We start from the raw sequence: 12,598 nt of genomic DNA, 5'->3' as shown, positions 1-12,598 counted from the left end.
TGGAACTTAATAGGCCTAAAATGAAATTTCCTAAAAGAGCAATCATAGTCAGTTCCGTATTATTGGTTATATCCCTTGGGCAGAATATCGCCGAAAATCCTCCTAAAAAGCAAGAAGACTCCCCCAATCTTTTCGTTCAAGTGAACGGCAAAACATTCACCATCCTGGATGTAGAGAAGGAGATGAGCCAAGAATACTCCGATTTTGTTCAGGAAACGAACGATCGCATTTTCCAGTTACTCGAGACCTTGGGAGTTCGCAAGATGTTGATCCTGGAAGCAAAGGAAAAACAGCTTACCTTACAGGAATATTCCAATCAGATCCATAGTTCTGCAAAGATCCCTTCCGAGAGTGAGCTCAAGGATCTATACCAGCAATTGAAGGATGACGGGCAGATCTCGGATACCTTCGAAAAAGCCCGTCCGCAACTGCTGGACTATCTCGTTACAGTAAATCAAGAAAACGTAATGAGAGATGAGATCAATCGTCTCAAGAAGAAATACAAATACGTCGCCAAGCGCCCCAATATCCTAAAGGAAGCGGATATACAAGGAGAACCCACTCGGGGAGGAAAGAACGCAAAGATCACGATCGTAGAATTCTCCGATTTCGAATGTCCTTTTTGCCTGAAATCCCAGGAAGTCAACCGAGAGATCCGAAAGAAGTACGGGGACAAGATCAAATGGGTCTTTAAGGATTTTCCTTTGAGTTTTCATTCCAAGGCAATGGGAGCCCATATCGCCGCAAATTGTGTGTTCCGCCAAAGTCCTGAAAAATATTGGAGTTATTTCGATATGCTTTTTGCGGAAGTGAGGCCTCAGGAAATATTAACCCCTGCCTGGTTGGAGCAGAAGGCGAAGGACTTAAAGTTAGATATGCCCGCCTACAAGGCCTGTCTGAAGGACGAGTCGGTCCAAAAAGAGATCGAAGGAGATATTACAGAAGCTGCTAGATTGGGGATCAAGGGAACTCCTACCTTCATCATTAACGGAAGAATGTTGGAAGGAGCGCAGCCTGCCGAAGTATTCGAGAGTTATTTCGACTCGGAATGAGGGTGGCCCCGCCCTCATTTAGGGTGGGGGCCGGTGTGGTGGTACCCGCGCTACGCCGGCGAAAGCATATGCCTATCAGAAAAATCCCTCTTCTGCAAGTCGAAATTTAAGAGCTCCTCTTTGTGGGAACTCTTGCAGAGGAGTTTCTCTTTTAACCCTTCTTCTTCGTCCCTGTTGTTTTCTTAGATTTTGATTTAGACTCTACTTCTTTCGCCCAAACTTCTAAGGAAGAATCTTTTGCGATGCTCTCATGAGCGGCCCCGCTATGAGAATCGATCGTAGCACTCATATCAGGACGGAATTTACCTTCGATCCATTCACGGAATCGGTCGATCCCACCAAAGATAGAAGGAACCACGATCAAGGTCACCAGAGTAGAAAGGATCAAACCGCCGATGATCGCGATCCCCATCGCAGTTCTGGACTTGGCCGCTTCTCCCAAACCTAAAGCGATCGGAACGGTTCCCATGATCATCGCGATGGAAGTCATCAAGATCGGACGCAAACGAACGACTCCCGCTTCGAAGATGGCTTCGTTCCGAGTGATCCCTCTTTCTCGGATGGCTTGCATTGCATAGTCCACAAGAAGGATGGAGTTCTTTGCCACCAATCCCATGAGAAGGATCAATCCGATCATAGAGAAGATGTTCAGCATTTCTCCGGTGATGAATAACGCGAAGAATGCTCCCGAAATCGCAGGAGGGATCGCGAATAGGATCGTAACCGGTGTGATAAAGGATTCGTACAAAGAAGAAAGAACCAAGTAAATGAAGATCAAAGCCAAACCGAAAGCGATGATGATGTTTAAGAACAATTCTTTCAAATCCTCGGATTGCCCTTGGAAATTATAACGAACTCCTGGAGGAGGCTTTAGATCGGTAGAAAGGATCTTGTTCACTTCTTCCATAGCGGTTCCGATGGCGCCGCCTGGAGCCAGGTTCGCATTTACTACAATGGCTCTTGCTCTATCGATACGGTTGATCCGAGAGGGTCCTAGGTTTTCCTTACCAGTACTGATTGCATTCAAAGGGATGAGCCTGTTTGCGATGTTCGGGACCTTGGTTTGGCCATAAGCCGCTCTCAGGTTCCTTTGCTCCGGCTTCAATCTCATCCGGACCTCATACTCGATCCCCTTATCGTAGAACTTACTTACTTGGTCCCCTGCGATCTGGTATCTCAATTCGGAACCGGCAACACCAGGAAGGACCCCGACCAATTGCATTCTGAGATTATCCAATAAGATCTGGTATTCCGGTTTACCGCCTCTGAAGTCCGTATCGATATCCGCCAAGTCCTTCACGTTTTTCAAACGATCTATTACTTTTTTAGAATATGCTTCCACTTCATCCAGATTATTCCCTTTGAGGACTAGCTGGAACGGATATTGAACCCCGCCACCAACGGCAGAATAATCGGAAACGGCAGGTCTTGCATATTCGAATGCTTTGAGCATCTTACGAATATCCTCTTTGACAGCAGTCGTATCCCTGCTTCTTTTCTTGGAAGAGACTAATGCGATCGCTAGTACCGCAGTATTCGGTTCTCCTCCATCCGGTTTTCCGATTGTGATCGCGATCTTATCCATCTCCGGGAATTTTTGAAGTTCTGTTAAGACCTTATCGGATACTTCTTTCGTTCCTTGCAAGCTCGTGCCCGGAGGAAGATCAAGAGTCACCAAGAATTCTCCTTGGTCGTTTGGAGGAAGGAATGTCTTCTTCACGAACTTAGCATTTACGAAGAAGGAGGCGATAAAGATAAATACTGTGAGAAGAATGATCTTTCCTGGGTGAGCCAACGCATAGCGCATGATGATCCCATAGATCTTTTCCAGCCAGGTTTGGAATCGATCGAAAGCCTCGACGGCGGCGTTCTTCTTATCATGACTCAGTTTTCCTGCGAAATAAGCCGAAAGCATTGGAGCCACGAACAATCCGTCGAAGAGAGAAATGATCATGGCGAATACCACAGTCAGTCCGAACTGCTTGAAGAACTGGCCTACGATCCCCGACAAGAACCCTACCGGAAAGAATACTGCGATCACTGTCAAAGAGGTCCCGATGACGGCGAGTGCCACTTCCATGGTTCCTTTTTCGGAGGCTTCTAGGACGTTCGCACCTTCTTCTAATTTCCGGAAAATATTCTCTCGGACCACGATCGCGTCGTCCACGAGTAGACCCACGGCAAGAGAGAGGGCCAATAGAGTCATAACGTTAATGGTGAATCCCATCACCCACATGATGATGAATGCGCCTAAAAGTGAGTTAGGCAAGGCGAGTCCTGTGATGATCGTTGATCTTAAGTTCCCCAAGAAAAAGTAAACTGTGATCACCGCGAGAAGTATCCCTAAGACGATTGCTTCGGTTACGTCCTCTACGTTGTAGCGGATCCATCTGGAACCGTCCCGTATCAATCGGATCTTCGGTTTGCCTTCCAAAGGTTGGATATCCGCATTCAACTTATCGATCCGTTTGAGGACCTCGTCCGCCACTGCTACGGTGTTCGCACCCGATTGTTTGTATACGTCAATGAATAGGGCAGGTTTTAGTTCCTTCTCCGGAGGAGCTTCTTCTTTCGCTCCACGGATGCGATTGATCATTCTTCCGATTCTTCCGGGAAATTGGCGTATCCAGATGAAAGGGTGAGTGAGAAGTCCGGCTTCCTCTTCTTCTACCGCGTCGCTTTTAGAAGCCCATAGATATCCCAGGGTTTCTTCGTCCTCGGTCCCGTCTCGTACAGTCCCGAGTTGTTTGATCAGTACGGAATTACCTACGTCTCCTCCGAAGGAAACGATCGTGTTCTCGATCTGAGAAAGAGATTCATATCTTCCTAATGTTCTGTAAGAAGTTTCCTTAGCGCCAGAATCGAATTTTCCTACTGGGACGTTCAGGCCTGCGGTCTTGAGTCGATTTGCGATCACGACCATTGGCATTTGATAGGAAATCAATTTGTTCCGATCCAATTCGATCTGGATCTCTCTTCTGGTTCCTCCGACTAATTTCACGGAGCCCACACCGGCGATCTGTTCTAGTTTAGCCTTTACGGTTTCCTTTGCGAGGTCGTATAACTTTGCCTGACCAAGATCCGCAAACACTGCCAAACGGATAATCGGTTGGTCTGCCGGATCGAAACGAACCACCTTAGGTTCCTTGATCCCGTCCGGAAGTTTAGGTCTTACTAATGCAGTCTTATCTCGGAATTGCTGCTCGGCGTATTTGATATCTGTAGAGAGAGTAAATTCTCCCGCGACCACAGAAACCCCTTCTTGGTTTCTGGAAGTGATCTTCTTCAATCCTGCGATAGAAGAGAGTTCTTCTTCTAACGGCTTTGAGATCAATTCCTCGATCTCTTCCGGTCCAGCTCCTGGATAGATCGTGGTCACGGACACCACCGGAATGTTTACATCCGGAAATAGATCCACGCCCATTTGGCCTAAGGAGAAGACCCCTGTGATCAACATTAGGATCACTAAGCTTGTTATCAGGATAGGACGTTTAATGGAAAGGAGTGCGATATTCAAGTTGCCTCCGGCGATTTTCATTCGGAACTAAGATCGATCCGATGAGTTGCCCAGAGGTCCATTCGGTCCCATTCCTGAAATTTAGAAAACAAATTCGCAATCCGGGATCGGAAAATTGGAAAGAATTTGTTTTATTCCAAGACTATAAACGAAGAGAAAGTAATTCGCCTTTTAGAAAGATCCAAAGGCTCCAAGAGACAAAATTCAGTAAATTCTGCGGATCGCCTGAGAAATTCTCTGAACATTATCCTTAGTAAGGTTCGGATAAATAGGAATGCAATGTCCTCTTTGGTACAGTCTTTCGCCGTTAGGGAAATCGGAATTTGGCAGATCCAAAATATGATGGATCGGTTCCTGAACGGTCCTGCGAGTTCCGATCTGCAGAGAGCGGAAATATCTCTCTACTTGTTCGTAATTTCCAGGAGCGAGGATCACAAAACGATTGAAGGTGTCCGTATTAGGGTCGTTGAAATGAGAACTTACTTGAGAGCCTTGGATCGCTTGCAGATAAACTTGAGCGATCTTTCTTTTTCTCTCTAGGATCACACCCAGGTTGGAAAGTTGTTCGATCCCAAGAGCCGCTTGGTAATCGATCATATCGTAATCCAATCTAGGTTGGCCTTCTTTACGAGGATACGGATCTCTTCCTTCTTTTCTGGCGCGGATCTTCTTAGCGATAGAATCGTCGTCTGTGCAGATCAAGGCGCCGTTCCCGGTGGTGATCAGGTATTCGATGGAAAGACCGCAGATGGAAATTTTTCCCTGCTTTCCTGGAGTAAAGGTCTCGGTTCTCGCTCCTACGGCTTCGGAGAAGTCTTCGATCACCGGACGCGATTTGAAATTGTATTTGGAGAAGTCTGCGAGAGAACCAAAAGTATGGTCTACGATCACTGCCTTGATGCTCTCATCTTCCAAAGCGGAAGCGAGGGATTGAGGGCAGATATGGAAGGAATGCTTCTCCATATCGATCACTTGTGGCTGGGCCTGTATTAAGAAAATTGCATCTAGTGCTGCAAGAGGCGCGAAGGTCGAAATTGCAACCTTATCTCCCGGTTGGATCTCTAGGGCCAAGAGAGCCAAATGATATGCTGCGGTCAGGCTGTTAGCAGAGATTACTTGCTTAGTGCGAAAGGTAGAAGAGAATGCCTTCTCGAATTTATGGGTTACCGAACCGGAGGCGAGATGATCTTCTACCAATGCTTCCAAGACGGTCTTTAGATCTTCCCGGGAAAGGGTAGGCTTATGGAACTCGATATCCGTTTTCTTCCGACTTGGTTTTTCTAAAACTTCGGTTTCCGCGCTCATTTTCCCTTCTCAGGTTCTAATAATTTTATTATGTCGCATTGTAACCTGTGTACCTAGCTCGTAAAGATTTTTTTCAAAATCCAAGAAGGCTAGGTGATACAGATTCCCAAATGGAAATATCTAGATTACCAGCGGAATTGTCTAGACAATTTCGTACAAGAAAAAAATCGGACCTTACGTACGGTCTCCAAAGAGTTTGTTGCGAATGCCGATCCAAATCTCCGGTAAATAAGCTCCTACGATGATCAGGATCAAACCGGTGTAGGTCCATTTATTGAAATAGGATTCTCCCGCGAATCGGAGAGTGGCCACGTTGATGATTGTGGTCCACCAACCTAAAAGGATCAATAGGAGCCCGATAAAATTGGGGAACAGGAAGCCTAGAATTTTGCCCATGAAAGAATTTCCTCTCTTTAGGATTTGAAAAGCATTCGAATTATCGAATTGCGATTGTACTCTTCAAGTTGTTTTTCCAAACTTTCCTGAGAATCGTTTTACTCGGGAGCTTTTTGCAGAGTAATCGGAATGATCTCCGCTTTTCTGATTGCCTAACTCCGACAGGAAAACAAAGTCCATAGTCGTACCTATGAGAGAAGAACTAGACAAAGATTTAGAAGAAGAGATAGAGCCAAGGGAGATGAACCCGACAGAGTATCGTCTTTTGACCTTGCTCTTTAATTTCTTCCGATTTCCGGACGGCCTCACTCTGACTTCTCTCAGAAAGATCATGGAAGGATTTTACGATAACGAGAATAAGGACTCGGATCGTAGAAAATTATCCAGGGATATCGAGGAGCTAGGCGCTCTGGGCTTTCCGATCAAATACTATCCCCAAAAGAACGGAAAGGATTACGTATACGTTCTTACCAAGGATCCTTTGGTCCGTACCTTAAAATTCAGCGAAGAAGAATTGAGAGAGATCTCTGCTCTCTTGCTCAAGGGTTATTCTGAAACTCCAAAGTACGAATTATACACCGCTTCCAGAAAGATCTTCGCAAGAGATCTGGAATATTTCCCCGAGCTAAAAGAAAGTCCGGAAGATCCGAAAGAAGAAGCCGGAGAGGCGGCCTTTCAGATCCTGGACGCTCTTAAGAACAAGAGCCCGATCCGGATCCGATATTATAAAACCTTTCCGGAAGATGCCTATTGGAAGGAAGCGGATCCTATCCGTTTGATCCGAAAAGGCGGCCAGGATCATTATCTTCTCGCGTACGATAGAGAAGAAAAGTCCAAGAAAAGATTCATCCTTCCTAAGATACTCACCGTAGAAGTATTGCAGGGAGATCTTCTCTATCAAGCCAGAGGAGCTAAAAAGGAAACCGAAGAGGACAGGATCGTGCACGCGGCATTATTTCCTGTCCACGAGGCCAAACTAGTGGAATGGGTTTGCAGAGAAGAAGGTCTCGTAAAAGCGAAATTATTCCTGACAGGCTTGCCCTATGAGGAAAAGGAAAATACGTTGCGTTTCCGATCCACGAACCTAGAAGGACTTCTTCCTTTTCTTTGGAGATGGCCCGACGCATTGGAATCCTTGGAACCGGTAGAATTAAGAACGGTCTTGCAAGAGTCCCTAAAAGAGATCGGGGAATTGTACGATTCGATAAAAGGTAAATAATCCTAGAATGAAACTAAAACATATACTCTTCTTTTTATTTTTGGCCCAGATCGGGTTCACACTGATCATGAAATATTTCTCCTACGAAGGAGATACATCCCCAGAGCTACATGAAAGAATTCTAAAGTATTTCACCGAAGAGGACATCCAAGCGGGAACCGAATACGATAGAAGGGGATTCTGGGTCTCGGTGCTTTCTTCCCTACTCGATTTTGCTTTAGCGGGGATCTTCGTATTCACTCCTATCTCGGAAAGATTGGAGAATTATCTACAAAGGAAGACCAAGGAGAGATTCTATCTCGTAGTACTTTCTTTCTTTTTGGTGTTCTATCTGGTGGAATTCTTAGTCTCTCTTCCTTTCAGTTATTATTTCGGATACGTACTAGAACATAAATTCCAATTCTCTAATATGACTCTCATGGATTGGGTCGTCTTGAAAAGCAAATCCTTCGGTTTAGGATTGGCCTTCGGGGCAATTGGGATCTTAGTCATCACATTCGTACTGAAGAATTTTCCAAGATTATGGAAATGGATGGTCCCAGCCATTTCTCTAGGATTCGGGCTTCTTGCCTCCGTATTGTTCCCGATCCTCATCACGCCTATCTTTTACGATTACCATCCCATCGAAGAGGGAAGTCTGAAGACGAAGATCCTGGCCCTCTGCGATCATGCCCAGATCAAGGTAGAGAATATCTACGTCATAGACGAGAGCCGATATTCCGGACATACGAACGCCTACTTTACCGGTTGGGGAGAGAACAAGAAGATCTTCCTCTATGATACTTTGATCAAAAACCATACCGAAGAAGAAGTAGTGAGCGTACTCGGACATGAGATTGGTCATTGGATACACAATCACCAACTCATCGATATTGCGATTAGCACCTTCGAGGTACTACTCTTATGCTTCGCGATCGGCTTCTTATTCCAAAAAGCAAAAGAAGAAGGGCTGCTTCCTTTAAAGGAGTTTTATTCTCCGTCTTCTTTGCCTTTCTTGTTTATGGTACTCTCCATTATCGGATCGTTTACCCAACCTATTTCGAGTACGATCTCTAGGATCTTCGAGGTGGAAGCGGATCGGGAGGCTTTAAATCTTACTCATGATAAGAAGTCCTTTATTAGTACGGAGATCAAATTGGCTAAAGACAATAAATCCAGATTGAACCCGCATAAATTCGAAGTGATCTATGAACATTCTCATCCGACCGCGCTCGAGAGAATAGAAATGGCCGAAAAATACTGATTGGATTGCCTACCCGATCCAAGAGGGAGGTCCATACTTCTTTCTAAGTAGTTATGGATTTCCCCAAGGATATTCGATCTGCAAGGCCACAAAGGCTGCCGTTTTAGTCCCATAAAGATCCGAGATCTCTGAAAGAGTTCTGTTCAGAGCGTAGACAGGCAGATCTTTATCCCAATTTTCTGATATACGATCCGCCTTCTTCTCTTTTCTATCCGGAAGGAAAAGAAGACCTCTTTTACTTCGAATAATTCGATCCGAATCCGAAATAGAAACCGCTTCGCTCTTGTAAGTCCTGGAATAGGAATCTGCAACGAGAGCCAGGCTGATCTCATCTATTCCTTCCGAGATGGGCACTCCGATCTCGTCCTGAGACCAAAATGACAGAAGATTCTTGGCGGCAGTATAGATATGAGAAGAACCTAAATAAAAATCTGCACTTCTATGAGTAGGCTTCCAATCCTTCGCTCCTAAGGAAGAGGCAACTTTTGCGGCTCGTTCCGTTCCTGAGATCGCTTCTATTAAGGCAAGGGAAACCGGAATAGAAGCAGTGACTCCCGTAGTAGTAATGATCTTGCGATCTGAAATGTACCTTCTATTTCGGATCCATTTTGTTTCCGGAAATTCCTTCTCCAATTTAGAAAGAGAAAACCAGTGTCCAGTCGCCTTATGATCTTGCAATAGACCTGCATTGGCAAGTACCCAAACCCCGTCACAAACCCCAACAATGGTCGCGCCTTTTTCTTTCTGAGCCTTCAGCCAGAGAAGGATCTCAGCATTCTTAGAATTATGCATTGCGGGAACGATCACATAGTCCGCACCCTCTGGATATTGTGAGTCGAAACTCTTCATCGTGTTTTGGATCTGGATAGAAAGAGCGGGAAACATCCTCATGCTTCCGATCTGGGTTCCGAGAGCATATACATCCGCAAGATTCGCTTCCTTTAGAGTTCCGTATGGGACCACAAAATCGGTCAGCTCCGTATACTCGTTGTCTCCCACAACTGCGATCACAGGACGCTTTCGTCCGAAGCGAGCCTGGTAACTGGGAATCGACGCGGAAACTTCTTCCGGAATACTCTCAGGACTATGAGAAGGGGAGGACACCGCCAGGCAATTTTCGAAAAGAAAGAAACCGAAACCGGCAAAGCCTAGGAAAAGAAAGAAGGCCCAAGCTTGTTTGTTTGAGATCGATCTGATTTTGAGAAGGCTGAAAATGTTTTGTTCCATGCATGCATTCTGCGATACTTTTCGGACTTCGTCGTCCGTCCGTATCCGGAAGGACCGAAAAAATACTCTTCTCTAAAAAAATCTGGACACTGGCTTTTAGAAAGGCTCTTTACTTCCCATGTACGCCTTTCTTGTTTTCGGGTCCGGATTGGCCTTTCTACTCGGCCTTGCGGATCTACTTTCCTTTTACGGAAAGAGATCTCAGAAAGAAAGAGAGGTAAGATCCGGTTCCGAAGTGCAAAGCATTCTTTCCAAGCCGGAAAGACTCACTGTCCCGACCTTATTCTTCTGCGTTTCCATTGTACAAATGCATCTGTATCTGGAATTGTCTGAGCAGATTTCGGATTTTCCTTGGTTTGCAGAAGCGCATATTCCTATTCTATTCTTGATCGGGCCACTTACGTATTTGTATTTCCAGAAACTCACTGGGGCAAAGACCACAAGGCTGGGTGGATCCCATTTTCTTCCGGCAATATTCGCATTTCTGGTCCTTCTTCCTTTCTTTGTACGTAGTACGGAGGAGAAGCTTCGCTTTCTGCAGAATGAAGGAACAAGCGATCCATACTCGCTGATTATCCTTCTTTTATTAGCGCTCGCGACCATATTGAATCTGGCCTATCCTGGCGCATTATTCAGAACGGTATGGCGTTGGAGGTCCAAGGCTGAGGAAGAACAACGCAAATCATTTTCACCTATCTTGGCCTTATTCTCGGCTACGTTGTTCGTACTTCTTCTTTTTGTGATCGCTCAGATCTTCTATATGCCCTTGTTCTTGGTCGCTGCAAGCGGACTCACTGTGATCATCTCCTGCATTTTTCTCATCCGAGCATCGAATCCGGATCTGATGGATTCCTTTCGCAAAAATTCCAGAGAAGCACGTTATCAGGAAAGCCGCATCTCAGGCTTGGATGTGGAAGCGCTGCTTCTTAGGTTAGAAGAATTGATGCGAGAAAAGAAACTGTATCTAGACGAGGACTTGAGCCTGGGAAATCTCTCTCAAGAACTGGGTTTAAGCACGCATCAACTCTCTGAGATATTAAATTCCCGTTTGCAGATCGGATTCAGGGAATATATAGCCGGTTTTAGATTAGAAGAAGCCGCGAGGATCTTACGGGAAGAGCCGCAACGCTCCGTACTCTCTGCGGCATATGCGGCAGGCTTTAAATCCAAATCCGCATTTCACAAATTATTTCAGGAGAAGTATGGGACTTCTCCTACTTCCTTTCGGTCTTCTCCAACAAAGTAAGGAGAGTTTGGGAGAATTACCATTCTCCCGTATTGGACATGCTCTTCCAAGGTTCCGCTATCTCTAGAGGTTTTCCTTTTTGCAGAAGCTCTACAGAGATCAGATCGGGAGAACGAACGAATGCCATCCTTCCATCTCTAGGTGGACGATTGATGATCACGCCCTTTGCCTGAAGGTTTGCACAAGTATCGTAGATATTATCCACTTCGAAAGCCAAATGTCCGAAGTTCCTACCGCCGGTATAAGCTCCTTCTTGGTCCCAATTGTAAGTAAGCTCTATTTCCGGAGCATTCTCCTTTCCTTCCGATAGAAACACGAGAGTATATCTTCCTTCCGGATGATCATGTCTTCTTGTTTCTAGTAAACCTAGCTTACTGCAGAAAAAATCCAAGGCTTGATCCAAATCTTTTACTCGGATCATTGCGTGTAGGTATCTCATTTCTTAATCCTTTGTACGTAATTCCTATAAGAAGAAGGAACCTTAGAAAGCAAATTCCCTCCGTTCCCGAGTGATAAGCTAAAGATAGAACGAGAAAAGAAGCAGACTTTTGAAATTTCCGCTATCTTGGAATTCTCGGAAAATCCTCAAAAAACCCGATTTTTGGCCCTTTTTTGCATACCAGGAGGGCAGATTGCTTAAATATTGTGCTCAAAAAATAAGCATTTTTTGAATTTCGAATTAGAATAATAATTGAAAAAGCAGTCTTACATATCGATAATTGCATTAATAAGAGGCAAAGATTCTTTCGGAACTTAGATAACGCTTCTTTTTTGTTCAATCTGAATAAATAAGAGCTCGATCGGATTAGGTTTTTGAAAATTAAGCATTTCTAATTAATAGAAATCTTATGGAAGGAAAGAACGAGTTCGCTTAACAAGAAAAATTATTTTTTTCATCTTATAAAATTTTTTTTTGTTCCCTTTGCGCATGCCGATAGGTCTTATGGATGTAAGCAAAAACAAGAATAGAAAACATAAAGAATAAACATTGAGGTTTCAGTTCCATGAAAGTTAACAAAATCACTTCACTTCTTCTCGTATTAGGTTTCTTAGTAGGATCTTCTGCTTTTGCAGTTTCTCAAGACACTGAGGATCGTCTGTTAGAGCAGGCTTTGGTTTCCGCTGCGGTTACTAAAGAGCAAAAAGTTGCTGTTGCAACTTATCTGAAAGCGATTGCTCAACAAAAAACCGAAAGAGCTGAAGAGTTAAGAGCATTGGCTAAACGTTCTACTGGTGGAAAATTCCTCGCTAGCAACGCTCAGTCTGAGAAATTCTTGAAACAAGCAAGAGCTCTGGAAGCAGAAGCTCAAAGAACTCAAGATTTCCTGAGCAATCTTTAATTCGTAGTCAAAATTTTCTTAAATCCATCGACTGCAGGGCGCCATTTGGCGCC

General features: G+C 44.8%; 10 protein-coding genes. 5 read left to right on the top strand and 5 right to left on the bottom strand.

The features are described from left to right. Positions 1-20 precede the first annotated feature (20 nt). Entirely contained in the window at positions 21-1,052 is a 1,032-nt protein-coding gene (locus EHO57_RS10125) for a DsbA family protein (RefSeq protein ID WP_135645115.1), read from the top strand. Between the two features lie 151 nt (positions 1,053-1,203). Here EHO57_RS10125 and EHO57_RS10120 read toward each other — a convergent pair whose 3' ends face one another. The 3 genes from EHO57_RS10120 to EHO57_RS10110 form a co-directional block, all read right to left on the bottom strand. Further along, positions 1,204-4,569 (bottom strand): efflux RND transporter permease subunit, encoded by a 3,366-nt coding sequence (locus EHO57_RS10120; protein ID WP_135645482.1) that lies wholly within the window; start codon positions 4,567-4,569, stop codon positions 1,204-1,206. 204 nt (positions 4,570-4,773) lie between these two features. Further along, on the bottom strand, positions 4,774-5,874 hold the full coding sequence (locus EHO57_RS10115) for a DegT/DnrJ/EryC1/StrS family aminotransferase (RefSeq protein ID WP_135645117.1): 1,101 nt from the start codon (positions 5,872-5,874) through the stop codon (positions 4,774-4,776). A gap of 174 nt (positions 5,875-6,048) precedes the next feature. Next, positions 6,049-6,270, bottom strand: coding sequence for a hypothetical protein (locus tag EHO57_RS10110; protein ID WP_135645119.1), 222 nt, complete (start codon positions 6,268-6,270; stop codon positions 6,049-6,051). A 190-nt stretch (positions 6,271-6,460) separates the two neighbouring features. Between EHO57_RS10110 and EHO57_RS10105 the strand changes: the two genes are divergently transcribed. Beyond that, the gene (locus EHO57_RS10105) at positions 6,461-7,489 is read left to right on the top strand and encodes a helix-turn-helix transcriptional regulator (protein ID WP_135645121.1); all 1,029 of its coding nucleotides are present in this window, start codon (positions 6,461-6,463) and stop codon (positions 7,487-7,489) included. 7 nt (positions 7,490-7,496) lie between these two features. After that, positions 7,497-8,732 (top strand): M48 family metallopeptidase, encoded by a 1,236-nt coding sequence (locus EHO57_RS10100; protein ID WP_135645123.1) that lies wholly within the window; start codon positions 7,497-7,499, stop codon positions 8,730-8,732. Between the two features lie 51 nt (positions 8,733-8,783). Here EHO57_RS10100 and EHO57_RS10095 read toward each other — a convergent pair whose 3' ends face one another. Beyond that, a complete protein-coding gene (locus EHO57_RS10095; protein ID WP_135645125.1) occupies positions 8,784-9,959 on the bottom strand; it encodes a DJ-1/PfpI family protein in 1,176 nt (391 codons plus the stop codon). Between the two features lie 118 nt (positions 9,960-10,077). On the opposite strand from EHO57_RS10095, the gene EHO57_RS10090 reads away from it, so the two are divergent. Beyond that, on the top strand, positions 10,078-11,205 hold the full coding sequence (locus EHO57_RS10090) for a helix-turn-helix domain-containing protein (protein WP_135645127.1): 1,128 nt from the start codon (positions 10,078-10,080) through the stop codon (positions 11,203-11,205). A 16-nt stretch (positions 11,206-11,221) separates the two neighbouring features. Here EHO57_RS10090 and EHO57_RS10085 read toward each other — a convergent pair whose 3' ends face one another. Further along, entirely contained in the window at positions 11,222-11,644 is a 423-nt protein-coding gene (locus EHO57_RS10085) for a VOC family protein (protein ID WP_135645129.1), read from the bottom strand. Positions 11,645-12,209: 565 nt separating this feature from the next. Between EHO57_RS10085 and EHO57_RS10080 the strand changes: the two genes are divergently transcribed. Continuing rightward, positions 12,210-12,545 (top strand): LIC10421/LIC12816 family protein, encoded by a 336-nt coding sequence (locus EHO57_RS10080; RefSeq protein WP_135645131.1) that lies wholly within the window; start codon positions 12,210-12,212, stop codon positions 12,543-12,545. Positions 12,546-12,598: the final 53 nt, after the last annotated feature.

Origin of the sequence: Leptospira langatensis (assembly GCF_004770615.1) — a bacterium.
In the GTDB taxonomy this organism is placed as follows: Bacteria; Spirochaetota; Leptospiria; order Leptospirales; family Leptospiraceae; genus Leptospira_B; species Leptospira_B langatensis.
The sequence above is the reverse complement of the archived record's forward strand: the minus strand, read 5'-3'. Positions and strand labels throughout refer to the sequence as shown.